General features: G+C 33.0%; 15 protein-coding genes. 14 read left to right on the forward strand and 1 reads right to left on the reverse strand.

Annotated elements, in window-relative coordinates; translation table 11 throughout:
* The first annotated feature begins 651 nt into the window (after positions 1-651).
* The 11 genes from ftcD (at position 652) to RR554_RS01095 (ending at position 12576) form a co-directional block, all read left to right on the forward strand.
* Positions 652-1551 (forward strand): glutamate formimidoyltransferase, encoded by a 900-nt coding sequence (ftcD, locus tag RR554_RS01045; RefSeq protein WP_332462030.1) that lies wholly within the window; start codon positions 652-654, stop codon positions 1549-1551.
* A 14-nt stretch (positions 1552-1565) separates the two neighbouring features.
* On the forward strand, positions 1566-2192 hold the full coding sequence (locus tag RR554_RS01050) for a cyclodeaminase/cyclohydrolase family protein (RefSeq protein ID WP_332462029.1): 627 nt from the start codon (positions 1566-1568) through the stop codon (positions 2190-2192).
* Between the two features lie 44 nt (positions 2193-2236).
* Complete coding sequence (locus RR554_RS01055; RefSeq protein WP_332462028.1) at positions 2237-3913, forward strand: formate--tetrahydrofolate ligase; 1677 nt, start codon at positions 2237-2239, stop codon at positions 3911-3913.
* 15 nt (positions 3914-3928) lie between these two features.
* Positions 3929-4516: a HutD family protein gene (locus RR554_RS01060; protein ID WP_332467244.1), complete on the forward strand. Its 588-nt coding sequence runs from the start codon at positions 3929-3931 to the stop codon at positions 4514-4516.
* Between the two features lie 207 nt (positions 4517-4723).
* Positions 4724-6034 (forward strand): APC family permease, encoded by a 1311-nt coding sequence (locus RR554_RS01065; protein WP_332462025.1) that lies wholly within the window; start codon positions 4724-4726, stop codon positions 6032-6034.
* Between the two features lie 132 nt (positions 6035-6166).
* A complete protein-coding gene (hutH, locus tag RR554_RS01070; RefSeq protein ID WP_332462024.1) occupies positions 6167-7717 on the forward strand; it encodes a histidine ammonia-lyase in 1551 nt (516 codons plus the stop codon).
* A gap of 127 nt (positions 7718-7844) precedes the next feature.
* Positions 7845-9143 (forward strand): histidine--tRNA ligase, encoded by a 1299-nt coding sequence (gene hisS / locus RR554_RS01075; protein ID WP_332462023.1) that lies wholly within the window; start codon positions 7845-7847, stop codon positions 9141-9143.
* 31 nt (positions 9144-9174) lie between these two features.
* Positions 9175-10059 carry a YitT family protein gene (locus tag RR554_RS01080; protein ID WP_332462022.1) on the forward strand — a complete coding sequence of 295 codons (885 nt, stop codon included), beginning with the start codon at positions 9175-9177 and terminating at the stop codon, positions 10057-10059.
* 95 nt (positions 10060-10154) lie between these two features.
* Positions 10155-10526, forward strand: coding sequence for a GNAT family N-acetyltransferase (locus RR554_RS01085; RefSeq protein ID WP_332467245.1), 372 nt, complete (start codon positions 10155-10157; stop codon positions 10524-10526).
* A gap of 144 nt (positions 10527-10670) precedes the next feature.
* Positions 10671-11552 (forward strand): CPBP family intramembrane glutamic endopeptidase, encoded by an 882-nt coding sequence (locus tag RR554_RS01090; protein ID WP_332462020.1) that lies wholly within the window; start codon positions 10671-10673, stop codon positions 11550-11552.
* Between the two features lie 139 nt (positions 11553-11691).
* Positions 11692-12576, forward strand: coding sequence for a diacylglycerol/lipid kinase family protein (locus RR554_RS01095; protein WP_332467246.1), 885 nt, complete (start codon positions 11692-11694; stop codon positions 12574-12576).
* A 41-nt stretch (positions 12577-12617) separates the two neighbouring features.
* Here the strand turns inward: RR554_RS01095 and hutI are convergent, their stop codons facing one another.
* Positions 12618-13883, reverse strand: a complete 1266-nt coding sequence (hutI, locus tag RR554_RS01100) for an imidazolonepropionase (RefSeq protein WP_332462018.1) — start codon at positions 13881-13883, stop codon at positions 12618-12620.
* Between the two features lie 273 nt (positions 13884-14156).
* On the opposite strand from hutI, the gene RR554_RS01105 reads away from it, so the two are divergent.
* The 3 genes from RR554_RS01105 (at position 14157) to RR554_RS01115 (ending at position 20645) form a co-directional block, all read left to right on the forward strand.
* Positions 14157-16181: a urocanate hydratase gene (locus RR554_RS01105; protein WP_332462017.1), complete on the forward strand. Its 2025-nt coding sequence runs from the start codon at positions 14157-14159 to the stop codon at positions 16179-16181.
* 287 nt (positions 16182-16468) lie between these two features.
* Positions 16469-19522 (forward strand): AAA family ATPase, encoded by a 3054-nt coding sequence (locus tag RR554_RS01110; protein WP_332467247.1) that lies wholly within the window; start codon positions 16469-16471, stop codon positions 19520-19522.
* Positions 19523-19670: 148 nt separating this feature from the next.
* Positions 19671-20645: an alpha/beta hydrolase gene (locus RR554_RS01115; RefSeq protein WP_332462015.1), complete on the forward strand. Its 975-nt coding sequence runs from the start codon at positions 19671-19673 to the stop codon at positions 20643-20645.
* The last annotated feature ends 1 nt before the right edge of the window (position 20646 follow it).

The following is a 20646-nucleotide window of genomic DNA, read 5'->3' on the forward strand; positions in this document are numbered from 1 at the left end:
TAAAAACAAAGTTATTATTTTATGATAAAAATTTTTTTTGTTATTTAATTATTTTTTTTGATAAAATATTGTATCTATTTTTCGTCTAAAGTGAGAATAGAAAAATATTACCAGTAAAAATAATTTGGACTAAAAATAAAAATAATTTGCTACTATTTGTGATTTGTGAGGAATAGGGCGTCATTTTATAGAAAGGTTAATTTCTTTTATTTGTATCAAATAGTAGGCAAAATCAATAAAGACAGGTCTTTTTATAACTTGTTTCAAGCTTCTCTTTTAAGTAAAAATCCCTTAAGTCAAAAAAAGGTCAAAAATTGTTACTCTTCAAACAAGTTAAAAAATTTGACAAAAAAAAAATCCGAAAAATTCACTTAAAAAAACTTAAAAAGCAAAAGAAAAATAGTGCTAAACCATTGTAATTTAAGCATTTACATCAGTTGACACCTAAAAATTCGAATGTTATTCTTTGCTTATAAATGAAAGCGCTATTAAAAAATGTAGCGGTTTTTATAACATAATAAGGAGGTTTTTAGTAAGTTATTTTTTGTTTAGTAGTTCACGGAATCTTTTTTGATTTAATTAATGTATATTTATATTAGTAGCCAAAAAGTGGTTGCTGATTTAAACAAAAATAGAAAGGATGTTGTTTCAATGGCAAAAATTATTGAGTGTGTTCCAAATTTTAGTGAAGGTCAAAACGAAGCAGTTATCAATGGATTAGTTTCTGTTGCAAAAAGTGTTGGAGGAGTGACTTTATTAGATCATTCATCTGACCCAAGTCATAACCGTAGTGTATTTACTTTAGTTGGAGATGAAGAAGGAATTCAAGAAGTAGCCTTTCAATTAGTAAAATATGCAAGCGAAAATATCGATATGACAAAACAACATGGCGAGCATCCTCGCATGGGCGCAACAGACGTTGTTCCATTTATTCCTATTAAAGATTCTTCAGTTGAAGAATGTGTAGCTATTTCTAAAAACCTTGCAAAACGAATTAATGACGAATTAAACATTCCGATTTTCTTATATGAAGATTCAGCATCAACACCAAGTCGTAAAAATTTAGCTAAAGTTCGTAAAGGACAGTTTGAAGGCATGCCTGAAAAATTATTAGAAGAAGAATGGGCACCAGACTTTGGTGAAAGAAAAATTCATCCAACTGCTGGAGTAACAGCTGTAGGAGCTAGAATGCCTTTAGTAGCATTCAACGTAAACTTAGATACATCAGACATCACTATTGCTAACAAAATTGCTAAAATTATCCGTGCTTCAGGTGGTGGATTTAAATATGCTAAAGGTATTGGCGTTATGTTAGAAGATCGTAACATCGCTCAAGTATCTATGAATATGGTTAACTTTGAAGGAACTCCTTTATATAGAACATTTGAAACAATTCGTATGGAAGCAAAACGTTATGGCGTTAACATCATTGGTAGTGAAATTATTGGTTTAACTCCTGCAAAAGCTTTAATCGATTGTGCTGAGTATTACTTACAAGTAGAAGATTTTGATTATGGTAAACAAATATTAGAAAATCACTTATTAGGCTAAGGAGAGACTTATAGATGAAATTAGTTGACTTGACAGTTAAAGATTTTGTAGAAACTTTAGGTTCAGACGCTCCAGCTCCTGGTGGCGGATCAGCAGCAGCTTTATCAGCAACAATGGGAATTTCATTAACTAAAATGGTTTGTGAACTAACTATTGGTAAGAAAAAATACGCTGAGTTTGAAGATGAAATTAAACTTGTCTTTGATGAAACAAAAGGCTTACAAAAAGATTTATTAAAAGCAATTGATGAAGATACTGAAGCGTTTAACGTGGTATCAGCAGTGTTCAGTATGCCTAAAGAAACAGATGAAGATAAAGCTAAAAGACGTGAAGCAATGCAATCAGCATTAGAAGGTGCAGCTGAATCACCATTTAAGATGATGAAGTTAATGGTTGTTGCTCTTGAAGTGACTAAAAAAGCAATCGGTAAATCAAACACTAATGCAGCAAGTGATTTAGGAGTAGCAGCACTTAACTTAAAAGCTGGCCTTCAAGGCGCATGGTTGAACGTGTTAATTAACCTTTCAGGTATTAAAAATGAAGAGTTTGTTGCACAACATCGTTCTGAAGGTGAAAAATTATTAGCTAAAGGTAGTCTTTTGGCTGATGAAATTTATATGGAAACATTAAAAGTAGTTTAATTAAATCTAAGTTTTTCTAAATAAGAGAGGATGACATTTTACAAATGGCAATTTTATCAGATATCGAAATCGCAAACCAAGTAGAAATGAAACCAATTAAAGACGTGGTAGCTCCTTTAGGTATCACAGAAGATCAATTGACACTATATGGTAATTATAAAGCTAAATTAAGTGCTCATGAATTAGGAAAATTAAAAGACAAAGAAGATGGAAAATTAATTTTAGTAACAGCAATCACACCGACTCCTGCTGGTGAAGGTAAAACAACAACATCTGTTGGTTTAGCTGATGCCTTTACTAGATTAAACAAAAAAGCAATGATTGCTTTAAGAGAACCTTCTTTAGGACCTGTTTTTGGTGTTAAAGGTGGAGCAGCTGGTGGTGGACATGCTCAAGTAGTGCCAATGGAAGACATTAACTTACATTTTACAGGAGACTTCCATGCTATTGGTGCAGCCAATAACTTATTAGCAGCACTAATTGACAACCATATTCATCATGGCAATGCATTACAAATTGATAGCCGTAATATTACATGGAAACGCGTGGTTGACATGAATGACCGTCAATTGCGTCACATTGTAAATGGACTGCAAGGTCGCGTTAACGGTGTGCCTCGTGAGGATGGTTATGATATTACTGTCGCTTCAGAAATTATGGCAGTTTTATGTTTAGCTAATGATCCAGATGACTTAAAAGTTAAATTAGGTGAAATGATTATTGGTTATAACTTTGCAGGCGAACCTGTTACAGCAAAAGATTTAAAAGCTGAAGGAGCTTTAGCAGCCTTACTAAAAGAAGCAATTCATCCAAACTTAGTTCAAACACTTGAACATACACCAGCTATTATTCACGGTGGACCGTTTGCTAATATTGCTCATGGATGTAACAGTGTTATCGCGACTAAATTAGCTTTAAAATACGCAGATTACGCAATTACAGAAGCTGGATTTGGAGCTGACTTAGGAGCTGAAAAATTCATCGATATCAAGTGTCGCTTAGGAAACTTGAAACCAGATGCAGTTGTTTTAGTAGCAACAATCCGTGCGTTAAAAATGCATGGTGGCGTTCCTAAAAAAGAATTAGAACCAGAAAATGTGGAAGCAGTTGTTGCTGGGTTAACTAACTTAGACAAACACATTGCCAACATTCAAGACGTTTATGGTATGCCAGTTGTTGTGGCTATTAACAAATTCCCACTAGATACTGATGCTGAACTTAAAGCAGTTGAAGAAGCATGTAAAGAACGCGGCGTTGAAGTAGTTCTTTCAGATGTTTGGGCAAATGGTGGTGCTGGTGGTGTTGAACTAGCTGAAAAAGTTATTGAATTAGCGGACAAACCAAATGACTTCAAATATGTTTACGATTTGGAAGACAGCATTGAAGAAAAATTAAATAAAATCGTTCAAAAAGTTTACGGTGGTAACGGAGTTGAAATCGTACCAGCTGCTCGTAAACAATTGAAAAAATTAGAAGAATTAGGCTATGGTAATTTACCAATTTGTATGGCTAAAACACAATATTCATTCTCTGATGACCAAACAAAAGTTGGAGCACCAACTGATTTCACAGTAACTATTAGAAATCTAAAAGTCTCAAAAGGAGCAGGATTTATTGTTGCTCTAACTGGTGCAGTTATGACAATGCCAGGTTTACCAAAATCACCTGCTTCAGAAAGAATCGATATTGATTCTGATGGTAATATTTCTGGTTTATTCTAAAGAAGGATGAGATAAATGAACAAAAGACTTATCTCACAATCAACTTATAACGTCTCAAAATGGAGCGGAGGAGAAACAACTGAAGTGTTTCTCTTCCCTCCTGAGGGACAGTTTAAATTAAATGAATTTGATTACAGAGTATCTACTGCTAAAGTAGCTATGGCAGAAAGTACGTTTTCAAATTTACCAGGGTATAAAAGAATTATTATGTCATTAGATAATCCTTTAGAGCTTCATCACAAAGACGAAAGTAATTTTCGAAAAGAAAAATTAGCCCCTTTTCAAACAGATTATTTTTGTGGAAGTGATGAAACCAAAAGTTTTGGTAGATGTACTGATTTTAATTTGATTTATTCTCCTAAGTACGGGGGAGAAATGAAAACAAAACTATCAGAAGAAGTAATTAAATTACAAAAAAACGTTGTGTATGTCTTATATGCACTTCAAGATATTGTCTTAACATCTACTAAAGATAATGAAAATATTCATGTTTCAAAAGGAGATAGTCTGCTCATCGAAGATATTCAAGAAATCGAGCAACTGACTATCGATTCAAGCGTAAAAAACAGTAACCCAGTACTTGTAGAAGTGAGTATCCGTTGACAAAAGATGCAGTAAGAGAGTATCGAAAATTGCCAAGGAAAAAGTGACTAAACTTGAAATAGATCGTAAGTGAACCAACCGTTTCGTCAGAAAACTGATTTGGATAGGAAGTCTTTTTTGATAATCTCTTCTTATTAATAAAATAACTAAAGAGTATGTGAAAAGAACCAGAGTTACGTGATCTGACAGATCAGAAAGGGGATTCATATGAGTTCAGAAACAGAACAAGCAAAATTCAGTCTGGGGGGCGCCACGTTATATGGTATCAATGCGGTGGTCGGCTCAGGGATTTTCTTATTACCAGCGACTATTTACAAAGATTTAGGCCCAGCTTCATTACTTGCTATGATTTTCGATGCTGTTTTAGTGTTATTACTTGCCGTTTGTTTTGCCGAAGTATCTTGTTATTTCGATAAAAATGGGGGCGCATTCCAATATTCTAAGTCAGCTTTTGGTGATTTTGTAGGATTTATTGTAGGGTTATTAGGATGGTTCGTAACGATTATTGCTTGGTCAGCGATGGCTGCAGGATTTGCTAAGTTACTAATTATGGCTTTTCCAAGCTTAAAAGGAACAAATACATTTATTAGTATTGCACTTGTTGTCTTATTATCGATTATTAACAGTACCGGATTAAAATCATCAAAGATCTTTACTATTACAGTGACAATCGCTAAATTAATTCCGATTTTTGCATTTGTATGTGTGTCAATCTTCTTTATTAAAGGAGGATTTGATAATGGTAACTTCACACCGTTCTTACAATTAAAAGAAGGCATGACGTTATCTAAAGCATTAGGTTCAACATCTATGACTATTTTTTATGCATTTATTGGGTTTGAAGCTTTACCTGTTGTGGCTGGTGAAATTCGTGATGCTAAGAAAAACATGCCTCGTGCTATTTTAGGCTCAATTAGTGTGGTATCTATTCTTTACTTTATGATTATTGCTGGTACAATTGCTATGCTTGGTGTTGGTATTTTAGAAAGTGGCGCACCTGTTCAAGATGCTTTTGGACAAATGGTAGGCCCTTGGGGTAAATGGATTATTTCAGTAGGAGCTTTAATTTCAATCTTAGGACTTAACGTAGGAGATTCAATGATGATTCCTCGTTACGGTGCATCAATTGCTGACGAAGGATTACTTCCTAAAGTTGTTTCTAAGAAAAATTCAAAAGAAGCGCCATATATTGCTATTATCATTTCATGTGTGTTAACTAGTTTGTTATTATTAACAGGTAGTTTTGAACAATTAGCAGAGCTTAGTGTTGTGTTCCGTTTTATTCAATACATCCCGACAGCTTTGGCAGTTATTTTCTTGCGTAAGAAAAACCCAGAAACAAAAACAGCCTTTAAATTACCTTTTGGTCCTGTGATTCCAATATTAGCTATTGGTGTTAGTGTCTGGATGTTAGCGATGGGTGCAGATGCGAAGAGTTTAATTGCTGGTGGAGTTGGTATTGCAGTTGCAGCTATTTTCTATTTTGTTTTTGGAAACAATAAAAAACAAACTAGCTAGTAAATTAGACATTTTTTAGACAATTAATGCGTATAATAATTGTATTAGGTTGTATCACATAAGTAATAGGTTAGGTTAAAAATCAATCAGATGGCTCTAGTTGAACTAGAACCCATAGGAGGAAAATTAAGAATGAGCGAAAAAATTATTTTAAATGGTAAAGACTTAACATTGGAACAAGTAATTGAAGTTTCTAGAGGTGGCGCACAAGTTGAATTATCTCAAGAAGCAATTGAAGCAGTTAATGCTTCACGTAAAATTATTGATGATATTGTTGAAAGTAAACGAACTGTCTACGGTGTTAATACTGGATTTGGCTCTTTAGTTAAAGTAAGTATTCCTCAAGAAGAAACACGACAATTACAAGAAAACTTAATCCGTACTCACTCAAGTGGTTTTGGTGATCCTCTTAAAGAAGATGAAGTTCGTGCAACAATGTTAATCCGTGTGAACTCTTTACTTAAAGGTCATTCAGGTATTCGCTTAAGCACAATTGAAACATTAATGGGTATGTTAAATAACGGTGTTGTTCCTCATATTCCTGAAAAAGGATCATTAGGAGCTTCAGGAGATTTAGCACCATTATCTCATATGGTTTTACCAATGCTAGGTTTAGGTCGTGCTTACTATAATGGAGAGTTGATGACAGGAAAAGAAGCAATGGCAAAAGCTGGCGTTCCAACTATTCACTTAGAAGCTAAAGAAGGTTTAGCGTTAATCAATGGAACAACTGTTTTAACTGCAATCGGTGCATTAGCAACTCATGATTCAATTGAATTATTGAAACTTGCTGATATTGCTGGAGCATTATCATTAGAAGTCCATAATGGTATCGTTAATGCGTTTGACGAAGAATTACATATCATTCGTCCACATAGTGGTCAATTAGCAACAGCTAAGAATGTACGTACATTGATCGAAGGTAGTACTTTAACAACACCAGCGACTGCTGAACGTGTACAAGATGCTTACTCATTACGTTGTATGCCTCAAATTCATGGCGCAAGTAAAGATACAATTGCTTTTGTTAAAACAAAAGTTGAAATTGAAATCAACTCAGTAACAGATAACCCAATCATTACTCGTAATGGTGATGTTATTTCTGGAGGTAACTTCCACGGTGAACCAATGGCACAACCATTTGACTATCTAGGAATTGGTGCAGCTGAAATTGGTAACGTATCTGAACGTCGTGTGGAACGCTTAGTTAATACTAACTTAAGTGGTTTACCATCATTCTTAGTAAAACATCCAGGCGTTAACTCTGGTTTCATGATTACTCAATATGCGTGTGCTTCATTAGCATCAGAAAATAAAATTTTAGCACATCCAGCAAGTGTTGACTCAATCACATCTTGTGAAAACCAAGAAGATTTCGTAAGTATGGGAACAACAGCAGCACGTACAGCTCGTGACATTTTAGTAAACTCACGTCGTATTGTGGCTACTGAAATCATGGCAGCTTGTCAAGCTATTGAATTTGTTTCTGATCGTGGTCATATGGGTAAAGGAACTCAAGTTGCTTATGATACATTTAGAAAATATGTTAATGTTATTGAACATGATAAAGACATTGAAATCTATGATGAATTAGAAAAAGCAACTGAAGTACTAATCTCAGGTGAATTATTACGTGCAGTTGAAGAAGTGGTTGATTTAGAAATTGAATTTGATTTCAAATAAATTTCAAGTGAATATTTTCAAATAATTGATTATTTGATGGCTTTATTTGGAAAAAACGGGAGTAGCACTTGTATGCACTCCCTTTTTTTTGTACTATAAATATAAACTTATAGAGGAAGTGTTATGTATGGGGTATCAAAAACCAAAAGGAACAGTTGATATTTTACCTGGAGAAGTAGAAAAATGGCAATATGTTGAAAATGTTGCTCGTTCAGTATTTAAAAAATACGATATTCATGAAATGAGAACACCAATGTTTGAACACATTGAAGTGATCACTCGTGGTGTTGGAGATACAACAGATATCGTTACAAAAGAAATGTATGATTTTGAAGACAAAGGCGGACGTCATATTACGTTACGACCTGAAAACACAGCACCACTTGTAAGATCTTATGTTGAAAATAAATTATTTGGACCAGAACATCAAAATCCATTTAAAGCTTTTTATATTGGTCCAATGTTCAGATACGAACGTCCTCAAGCAGGCCGTTTACGCCAATTCCATCAAATTGGTATTGAAATGATTGGTAGTAATAACCCAACAGTTGACGTGGAAGGTATTTTATCTGCTCTTGATTTTTATAAAGAACTAGGGGTTGAACACACTCAATTAGTGATTAATTCTCTTGGAACAAAAGAATGCCGCATGAAATATCGCCAAGCATTAATAGATTATCTTGAACCTAAATTTGATGAACTAAGTAATGATTCTCAACGACGTTTGCATAGCAATCCATTACGTGTTCTTGATAGTAAAGATGAAAAAGATAAAGTAATTGTTGAAAATGCTCCGTCTATTTTAGATTATCTAGATGATTATTCTGACACTTTCTTTAAAGAAGTAAAAGAGTTATTAGACGCAGTAGGTGTTGAGTACGTAGTGGATCACAGAATGGTACGTGGTTTAGACTATTACAATCATACTGTTTTTGAAATCATGAGTAATGCACCAGGGTTTAATGGTGCAATCACAACAATTTGTGCTGGTGGTCGTTATGATGGTTTAGTTAAAGAACTAGGCGGACCTGAAAGTCATGATTCAGCTTTTGGATATGCGTTAGGACTTGAAAGAGCTATTATCACAATGGAAGCTGAGGGAATCGTCATTCCAACTGCCCCAGCTGTTGATGTTTATGTTGTAGGTTTAGGTGAAAAAACCAATACGGAAAGCTTAAAGCTCGTTCAAACAGTGAGAAACGCTGGCCTAATTGGTGAGCGTGATTATCTTAACAGAAAAGCTAAAGCACAATTTAAATCAGCAGATAAATTAAACGCTAAAGTTGTTTTAACAATTGGTGAAGATGAGTTAGAACAACAAATTGTACGTATGAAAGATATGTCAACTGGAACGGAAGAAAATGTTGCGTTAGTTGATTTATATGCTAACTTTGAAGAGTTAATCAGTAAGATTATTAAGAAATAAATGTTTAAAACTAAAAAAGGAGTTTTGCAAGTTGAAGCCTAAAACAGAAGAAGAAAAGTGGATTATTTCGGAGTATACGCATAAATTAACGGTGGTGTTTTTATATGCCTTGCTTTACGCGGTAGCCCTAAATTTCTTCTGGCGTCCAGCTAATATTTATACAGGTGGAATTACTGGTTTTTCTCAAATTTTAACAACTGTTTTTGAAAAATTCACAGGAATTCAGCCATCAATATCAATTGTTTATTATATTATAAACTTACCATTTTTAATTTATGGTTGGTTTAAAATGAATAAAAAATTAGTTGTATTCACTGTTGTCAGTGTTACATTTGCCTCAATTGCCATTGAAATGGTACCAACCATTGTCCTAACCAAGGACCCTATTATTTGTGCTCTATTTGGAGGAGCACTTGGAGGAGCGTCTTTAGGATTAGCTTTAAAGAATGGGATTGCAACAGGTGGCTTAGATATTGGGATTATTGCCATTCGAAGAAAAACAGGGAAAAGTATCGGGTCGATTTCAATGATTATTAATGGAGTCATTGTTTTAGCCGCAGGTTATTTATTTGGATTTCCCTATGCTTTTTACAGTGTAATTTCAATTATTGTCAGTGGGAAAGTGACAGACTTTGTTTATACAAAACAGCAAAAAATGCAAGTATTAATTATTACAAGAAACCCTGATAAAATCATTGCTTCGTTAAAAAAACGATTATTAAGAGGAATTACCGTTTTAAATGATGAAGCAGAAGGTGCTTACGATCATCGTAAAAAAACAGTTTTGTTAACAGTCATCACTCGTTATGAGATGCATCAATTAGAAGAAGCGATTGAAGAAGGTGACCCTAACAGCTTTGTTAGTATTTCTGAAAATGTCCATACACTCGGAAAATTTGATGATTTTGGTTTGTAACTAAAATGACGGAGGTCAAGACAATCGAAATAAAAAAATATTTGTTTCAAGATCTATCAAAAAATGAATTAAGTAGTCTATGTATTCTATACAATATGATTCGAAAAAAAACAGCAACTTGGCTAGATAAAGAAACTGTTCCATTGGAAAATTTTATTGATATGATTGATGTTGAAACTATTTATATTGCTTATGAAAATGAGAAAATGATAGGGTTTTTAACATTATATGTTCCTGATCAATTTATTCATTTATTTTTTGTTGATGCAGATAGTCAAGGTAGTGGAATTGGAAGTCAATTACTGAAGGTTGTTGAAACTGATATTGCTGAGGGTACGATAAGTCTTAAATGTCTTATGTATAATGAAACAGCTATTAAGTTTTATCAAAAAAAAGGCTTTTTAATTACAGAAACCCATGAAGAGACACCAGAAACAGGTTATCATGTTATGATGAAATCAATATAAAAAAGAGTTGAAAGGTATTTAGCCGATTTAATAACGGTCTATTATCTTTTGACTCTTTTTTTGAAAACGTTAATTAGCTATCTTGAACTTGAAAACTAAGTGACGTATTATTGAAGTAGTGATAAAAAGAGATGGAGTGATTGGATGAGTTTAAAGAAAAGAGTTAGTTTAACAGGATTTTGTTTGGTTGGAATGATCATTTTAGGAACCCTAGTTCAGCAAGTAGCGTTACTTGCATTTCCTACAATTAAAGATAGTGTATTTTTCTTATTAATAACAAATTATTTGGGAATGTACGGATTAGGACTTCCTTTGTTTTTTACAGTTTTAAAAAAATTCCCTAAAAGTGAGCTGAAAGCGTCAGATGAAGTATCTACAAAAGAGTGGGGAACGCTTATCTTAATGGGACTTGGCATCATGTATTTAGTTAATTTAGTATTCGGCTTATTAATGTCACTTATTTCTGGGGGAAGTGGCAATGTATTAGGTGAAATGATTTCAGGTTTTAAATTATGGCAAGTGTTGCTTTTAGTAGTATTAACAGCTCCTGTTTTGGAAGAATTAGTATTTAGAAAGTTACTTTATCAAGTGGCTGCTCCTTTAGGTGATAAGGGCTATATTATTTTTAGTAGTATATTATTTGGTCTATATCATATGAATATTAGTCAATCAATCTACGCGTTTTTCTTAGGAGTGATTCTTTCTTATTTATATGTTAAAACTGGTAATTTAAAAATGTCTATTTTAACACACATTACAATTAATTTTATTGGAAGTTTCATTCCAATGTTAATGACTTCCTCAGCAGTTATGACAACTGTTTTTGTTGTATTTGTATTGTTAGTTATGATTATTGGCTTGATTACGATATCAAAAAATAAAAGAGCGATTAAAAATTACTTTAGGAATGAAGATGACGTCGCTAAGTTTAATTGGAAAGAAATTTTTCTTAATCCTGGAATGGTAGTATTTATCATTTTTTGTTCAGTTATGATTATTGTCACATTTTCTATGGCGTTCAAATAACCAAAGAAGAAACCGATTCGAACTATCGGTTTCTTTTTTATTATCTTGTCATTTTTTGAATTGGGTCGTATCAGCCATCTTCCTTGAAGCAAAAAATTAAATAGCGTATGATGAAATCAACTTAAGGTAGGTGAGGTTAATGGTGTGCTATGGAATATTTTTTAATCCAAACGCAGGAGATGGAGAGTCTAAATCAACCGCACAACAAGTAAAAAAGAAGTTAGAAGAAAAAAATTTTCAGGTGATGTTATTAACGGCTTCTGATGCGGTAAAAGCTATTGAGATGCTAATCGAAAAAATTAAAATAATCGATAAGTTAATAGTAATTGGTGGTGATGGAACTCTAAATATTGTAGGAACAGCTTTTATAACTGGAAAGAGAACCGTTCCATTAGGGGTGATTCCTGGAGGCACTATCAATAATTTTGCTAAGCGTTGGAAAATACCGACTGAAATAGAAAAAGCTGTTGATATTATTATGGCTGGAGAAACTAGAAAAGTAAGTATTGGACAATGCGGAAATAAAGCCATTATCAGCTCCTTTACTTTTGGTCGATTAGCAGATATTTCAAACGATGTGAGACAAAGTGAGAAACGAAAGTATGGTCTTGTGGTTTATCCTTATAAAGCATTTCGTCATGTGGGAGGTAATACGTCTTATCTTGTGAAATACAAAACTGAAAAAGAAACGGTGACGTTGAAAACGTGGGTGGCCCTTGTAACCACCACATCCTATGTAGGTGGTCTACCGTATACATTTCATGATGAAAATGCGTTTCATATTAGCATTTTAAACAATATAGGATTAAAGAAAATAAAAGCTTATTTAACCTATGCTTTTACAGGTCAGATGAAGGGGAAAAAAACGATCACGTATATTTCTTCTGAAAAAATATCGATTGAAAATATGGACGAGTCGGTGGAAATCCAAACTAGAATTGATGGAGATCCAGGTCCAAATCTTCCTTTAACGCTTGAGTGGCGGAAGGATTTTATTGATTTAATGGTTTCAACAGAAATGTAAAAGAGGATGTCCACTTATTTTGGACATCCTCTTTATTTTAATCAAACAAGTTGATGATTTTTGGCAACTAGTTCACCGTGTTTGTAAACGTCTTGAACTAAGTTAGTAGCAAAGAAGTAAAGAGGGTAATCAACATTTGGAGCATCCCAAATGGCGATGTCTGCTAATTTACCTTCATCAAAACTACCAATTGAATCACCTAAACCAACAGAATAGGCTGCATTAATTGTGACAGCATTAAAGACTTGGATAGGAGTTAGTTTCATTTTAAAACAACCAAGTTGCATAATAAATTGAATGTTTGATGTTGGACAGCTTCCAGGGTTGCTGTCGGTTGATAAAGTAATTGCCATATCAGCATCTAGCATTTTCTTAGCAGGAGCATATGTATCTGCCATTAGACTGAAAGTTGTTCCTGGTAAAAGGTTACCAATGACATTACTTTCACTCATTTTTTTAATACCTTCATCGGTTGCAGCCATCAAATGTTCAGCACTAACAGCACCAACTTCAGCAGCAATATCAACACCACCAATAGAATCAATTTCATCTGCATGAATACGTAGCTTAAAGCCTAATTCTTTAGCAGCAGTTAGTAAACGGCGAGATTGTTCAGCTGTGAAGACACCTGTTTCACAGAAAATATCACAAAACTCAGCTAAGTTTTCTTCTTTCACTTTTGGTAACATCTCTTCGATAATCATTTCAATAAAGGCATCTCCGTCACCATCAAATTCTGGTGGAACAGCGTGAGCTGCCATAAAGGTTGAAACTAAATCAATTGGATGGTTGTGATTTAATTCTTTTACAACATCTAATTGACGTTTTTCAGTTTGCCAATTTAAACCATAACCACTTTTAGCTTCCACAGTTGTCACACCGTGGATAATCATTTGGTCTAACAAACGTTTTGATTTATCATAAAGATTTTCAAAAGATGCTGAGCGAGTGGAACGAACAGTACTTAAAATTCCACCACCTTCTTTTAAGATATCTAAATAGCTCACACCATTTAATTTTTTTGCAAATTCATTTTCACGACTGCCACCATAAACTAAATGAGTATGACAATCAATTAACCCAGGAGAAGCTAATTTACCGGAGTAATCGATTAGTTTTGTGTGATCTCCGATTAGACTTTTTTCAGGTTCACCAGTTGCCACTTTTAAAATTTTTCCATCTTTAATCGCGATAAAGCCGTTTTCGATAATTGTTGCTTGATTCATCTCAGCACCCTTTAACGCACGTCCGTTGTCAGTTGGGCAAAAAATTTGGCTGAAATTAATTAATATTTTATCTGCTATCATTGCTTTTTTCCTCCTTTGATTTACAATAATTATAACAATATCTAATCGTAATTACCTTATTCTTTTACCATCTAATTTTAGTCAAATTATTGAAAACGTTTTTTTGACGCTGTTCTTTCAAAAAAAAATAACTATTTATTTGATGATAGACTTTAAATAGACTAGAAAGAAGTATAGTATTGTTATAACCTAAAGGATTTATTACTTATGTATTAAAAGAAGTCGTATCACAAATTTATTAACTTTTTATTCATAATTTAAGGAGGATGTAAAATGATTAGTAACAAAAATATTAGTGAGGCAATGACGATTAAATTACCAGATGTCTTGCCAGATATGCCTGTGTTCCAAGAAGGAATTAGACGTGCTCCAGACAGAGGTTTTCGTTTATCTGAATCCCAAACAAAATTGGCATTGAAAAATGCGTTAAGATACGTACCAGAACAATTTCATGATCAAGTTATTCCAGAATTTTTAGAAGAATTAAGAACTCGCGGACGTATTTATGGTTATCGTTGGTATCCAAAAACTCGTGTTTACGGTAAACCAATTGATGAATATAAAGGAAAATGTGTTGCTGCAAAAGCAATGCAAGTAATGATTGATAATAACTTAGATTTTGATATTGCTCTTTATCCATATGAATTAGTAACTTATGGAGAAACTGGCCAAGTTTGTTCAAACTGGATGCAATATCAATTAATCATGCGCTATTTAGAAGAAATGACAGATGAACAAACATTAGTTGTTGAATCTGGACATCCAATGGGATTATTCTCTTCTAAAAAAGATGCACCTCGCGTTATCATTACAAATGGTTTACTTATTGGTGAGTATGACAATATTCATGATTGGGAAATCGGAGAACAAATGGGTGTTACTAACTACGGACAAATGACAGCTGGTGGCTGGATGTATATTGGACCACAAGGTATTGTTCATGGAACATTTAATACTTTATTAAATGCAGGTCGTTTGAAATTAGGTATTGCTGATGATGGCGATTTAAGAGGTAAATTATTTATTACTTCTGGATTAGGTGGCATGAGTGGGGCACAAGGTAAAGCTGGAGAAATTGCAAAAGCTGTAGCTATTGTCGCTGAAGTTGACCGTTCTCGTATTGATACTCGTTTAGAACAAGGTTGGATTTCTCATGTAACTGAGACACCTGAAGAAACAATGATATTAGCAAAAGAATACATGGATAAAGAAGAAACAACTTCTATTGCTTACCATGGTAATATTGTTGACCTATTAGAATATATCAACAAAAATGATATTCATGTTCATTTATTATCTGACCAAACTTCTTGTCATAATGTTTATGAAGGTGGTTATTGTCCTGCAGGTATTTCTTTTGAAGAAAGAACACGTTTACTTGCAGAAGATCAAGAAAAATTCCGTGTAGAAATTGATAAAACATTGAAACGCCATTTCGAAGTAATTAAATCTTTAACAGCTAAAGGAACTTACTTCTTCGATTATGGTAATTCATTTATGAAAGCTATCTATGATACAGGAATTAAAGAAATTTCTAAAAATGGTGTGGACGATAAAGACGGCTTTATCTGGCCATCATACGTAGAAGATATCATGGGACCTATGTTATTTGACTATGGTTATGGACCTTTCCGTTGGGCGTGCCTAAGCCGTAAACATGAAGATTTAATGGCGACTGATAAAGCAGCTATGGAAGTAATTGATCCTAACCGTCGTTATCAAGACCGTGATAACTATAACTGGATTCGCGATGCTGAAGAAAATAAATTAGTTGTAGGAACTGAAGCACGTATCCTTTATCAAGATGCAATGGGTCGTGTTAATATTGCCCTTAAATTTAATGAAATGGTAAGAGAAGGAAAAATTGGTCCAGTTATGATTGGTCGTGACCACCATGACGTATCGGGTACAGACTCTCCATTCCGTGAAACATCAAATATCAAAGATGGAAGCAATATCACTGCAGACATGGCAACACAATGTTATGCAGGAAATGCTGCTCGTGGTATGAGTTTAATCGCCTTACACAATGGTGGTGGCGTTGGTATTGGTAAATCTATCAATGGTGGTTTTGGTTTAGTACTTGACGGTAGTGAAACAACTGACGAAATTATTAAATCTGCAGTTTCATGGGATACAATGGGTGGGGTTGCTCGTCGTAGTTGGGCACGTAATCCTCACGCAATTGAAACTTCTATGGAATACAATGAAACACGTAAAGGAACAGATCATATTACTATTCCTTACCTTGCAGATGATGCAAAAGTTGATGCAGCAATTAGTAAATTATTCAATTAATGATTAAGTGATCTTCCTATCCAAATCATAAAAGAATGAGTAAATAAATGTTGAGATCCTAAAGAAGAAATTGTTTATTTTTCTTCTTTAGGTCTTTTTATATTTAAATGTCTGTTTTTGTATTGTTTATAGAACTGTAAAAAAGAAAATGATGTAAAATGTTTGATTAATGCTAAATAGCTTTGTTTATTTTAGTTTGAAAAAAAGGTATAATGAAGAGAATAAGTAATTTGTGAATCTTGCCAATTACTTACAAAATTTTTTTGATGAGTGAGGAGGTAAATTATTTGTCTAATTGTTTACGATGTAAACTATTTGGAAGTCCTGAAATTTTATTAAATGATAAAGTTATGTTATTCTCATTTTCTAAAATTGATGCTCTTATCTATTATTTAGCCATAACTAAATCAGCTAGTAGAGATGAAGTAGCTGGCTTACTTTGGCCAGATAAGAATGATCAAAACGCTAAGAAAAATTTACGGAATGCGATTTATCAAGCAAACAAAATTTTAGGATTTGAAATAATCAGTTCACCAAATAAGGCGTTACTTGTGTTAAATGAAGATATTGATGTTGAGATTGATGTTGATGTATTTATGAAAGACCCTCAGTCTAATTTGAGTTTGTATAAAGATGAATTTTTAAAAGGTTTTTTCCTTAAGGATTGCGAAGGATTTGAGTTTTGGGTAGTAAAAATGCGCAATTTTTATGAAAAGAAATTTTTGCAAGAGTGTTATAAAAAAATTGAAAAAGATATTGCTAGCAATCAGTTGGAAGACGTTGAAAAAAATATTCAGCGATTGATTTATATTGACGAGTTTGACGAGTCGAACTATCAATTATTAATGAAATTTTACCAATTGAATCAACGAGATGGAAAAGTAGTTGAAACATTTTATAATTTATCTAATCTATTAAAAGTTGAGCTGGGTATCACACCAAATAAAGAAACAAAAGATATTTATGAGCTTTCTTTAGAAAAATTAAATGAGCAAAGTAGCAAAGGGAAACAACGATTTAATTCACTTTTTTATGGTCGATTTGATGAATTGAGAATGATTGAAACAAATTTTAATTGTTTTAAAAATGATCAAGCATATCACTCGATTGTTATTAGTGGAGAAGCTGGAATTGGTAAGAGTGCTTTAGCCAATGTAGTTTTGGATAATATTCAAGACAAATATACTATTATTGAAACGCAGTGTTATCAAGTAGAAGAAAAATATGCCTTTCGACCTTGGAAGAAAATTATCGATAGTTTATCTGGCATTATTAAAGAAGACGGAGAAATGGAGCCAAAACTTTGGAATGAAGTTATATCAAAAGTGTTTCCCAGTTTCGAAGATTATTTACCAGATACAAAACCAATTGAAAATGACGATCGAATTAATTTAGGTGTTTTGTCAGAAATACTTATAGATGCTATTAATCGATTGTCGCAAAAGAAAAAAATGGTTCTTTTCTTTGAGGATATACAGTGGATGGACAGTAATAGCTTGGATTTATTAACAAGTATTATGCTTCATACCAGTCACGATGTTTTATTCCTAATGACATCTAGAACAATGAAAAAAGATGAGTTGGATTGTTTCTTAAATAATTTAATCCAATGCCGTTTGCTTGTAGATGTCCGACTTGATCCCTTCTCCTTCAATGAAACTAACGAGTTTATACACAAGAAAATACCAAATGAAAACGTGACAGTCAGTTTAGTTAGTAACGTGTATCGCCATACAGAAGGCAATCTTTTCTTCTTACTAGAATACATCACACTTCTTCAAAGTAATACCAATCTTAATACGATGACAGTAAAAATGAAAGATGCTTTAAAAAATCGTTTTCTATATTTAACAGAAGACGAACAAAAATTAGTCAATTTGGTGTCTTATTTTTATGATTATGCATTATTGGAAGATCTTGTTTTTATTTTAGATATGGATAGTTTAAAAATTGTTGACTTAATTGAATCTTTAAGTGAGAAAAACATTTTGAAAGAACTAGATATTAAGGGTGAAATTGGGACAACGTTTACTCATATTAAATTGAGAGAGTTTATTTATATGAATCAATCTATTGGTAAAAAACGAATTATTCACAATAAAATAGCAGAGCATTTAGAAGGTAAACTAACGGAGTATCCAATTGACAGTTTGCTCTATGATAATATTTCTTTTCACTATAAAAAAGGAAAAAATGGTCTTAAAGCACTTGAATACAAACTGAAATACTTAGAAAAATATTTAAGTTTTTATCATGAACTTTTTCCAATTGACGTTCAAGGAAATGGTATTGTGACAGATGGTTTAACGTTTAGTCAAGAAAAGGTATTCAAACAATTTGATAAATTAAAACAAATGCTTTTAGCACTTGAAAAACAATATATTGCTGACGCTGATTTTCAATTGCTAAAACTTCAGTTTTTATATTTAGAAGGTCGATACCTCATTAAATATGGAGAATACGATCAAGGTGTTGAAGATATTGAACAAGTGATTTTTCAATCGAAAGAGTTAAAAAATAATAATTACTTGTTGGATGGCTATAAACAAATGATTTATTATTATATTCAAATTGATCAACCTGAAAAAATGATTGAGTACATTGAACTTGCTTTAGACTTGTCAATTCGAGAAAATAATCACCAATCAATTGGTATTTTACTTCGCTTAAAAGGATTGTATCAAATTATGAATGGTAGTAATTACCTTGCTGAGAGATTATTAAAGGAATCAATCAATACATTTATGTTGACGGATGAAATTGCAAAAAAATACGCAGTTAATATTGCTGCGGCTTATAATTATTTAGGAGAAATACGTTTTAACGAAAATAATTATGAAGAAGCTTACGAAATGTTTTCTGAAGCAATTGCACTTTGCTCGGATAAAAAATCTCTGTCAAGCTTGTCAGTATTTTATACGAATGCAGGAGCCTCTCTTTACGCCCAAGGAAAAAAACAAGAAGCAAAAGAGTACTTACTAAAATCAAGAAGTATTTATCAAGAGCTTAGAACCTTTTGGAAACGACCTCGTTTGGATGCATATCTAGCCTTAATTTATTTAGAAGAAAAAGATTATGACGAGGTTAAATATTATCTTGAAAAAGGTAAAGAGTTTGCTGAAAGAATGGGAAATAGTCGTGATATAGGTATTGTTGAGTTTGCAAAAGCGATGGTTTCGTTTGGTCTGATTATTCAAAGTCAAGATCTGGAAGATTGGTCTAATTGGTTGAAACGATCACCAGGTGATTATGCCAAGAGTGCTATAGAACATTTGAATCAATATCAAGATTCATATGAAATTAATATGCTAAATGAACAATTGAAAATATTACAAAAATAAGGATATTTTCTTTAAATAGTAGAATCAGATAGTTCAAAAAAAGTTGAACTGTCTGTTTTTTTATTCCAAAATAGTGGAGCTATTTCGATAAAAAAATGTTAAAATAAATATACTAACTTAAAAAATAAGTCTGATAAGGAATGATCAAATGTTAGGATGGATTTTAGGAATTATTGTATTATTATTGATTGGGATTTGTGCGTATGCTGGGCATTTTTTCATCACAGCAGCTCTTTTTAAAAATTCAACGTGGTATGTCAATAAAGGACATAAAATGTTAAATCCTGATAATTTTAACCAGGAAAGAACAGTTTATACCGATATTGAAGAAAGACAAAATGAAGAAGCTCATGCTTTTTGGGATAAAGAAGCAACTGGGGAGATCTTTATGGAGTTTTCTGGAGAAACGTTGTGTGCCAGAGAATTTAAAGCGTTTCCTGCAACAAATCGTTGGGTTATTGCAGTTCATGGTTACCGCTCATCTGGTAAAAGAGATATGTCACTTCCAGCAAAAAGATTTTTAGATGCTGGATTTAATGTACTTGTACCAGATTTACGTGCTCATGGTAAAAGTACGGGGGAAGAAATTGGCATGGGATGGCTTGAAAAAGAAGATGTTAAGGCTTGGATTCAAAAAATACTCACACACAACAATCAAGCAGAAATTATTTTATTTGGTGGTTCGATGGGAGCTGCTACAGTTATGATGGCTAGTGGAGATGAATTACCTAAACAAGTAAAACTTCTCATTGCTGATTGTGGCTATTCTTCTGTCTATGATGAATTTAATGATATGCTTCGCTCTGCTCTTCATCTACCAGGCGCACCAATTATGTTTTTTGCTAATTTGTTTTGTAAATCTAAGCTAGGATTTACATTAAAAGAAGCATCCAGTGTGAAGCAACTTCAAAAAAATTACCTACCAACATTATTTATCCATGGAACAAAAGATAAATTTGTTCCCCATGAAGCTATTTACAAAAACATGGAAGCAACACAAGGTGTTAAAGAAAGTTTGTTAATTGAAAATGCTCCTCATTTGTCTTCGTGGATTTATGATGAAAAAAGGTATTTTGAAACAGTCTTTCAATTTATTGATAATAATTTGAAAAAAGGGGAATAAA

The organism is Vagococcus sp., from assembly GCF_036639995.1.
GTDB lineage: Bacteria > Bacillota > Bacilli > Lactobacillales > Vagococcaceae > Vagococcus.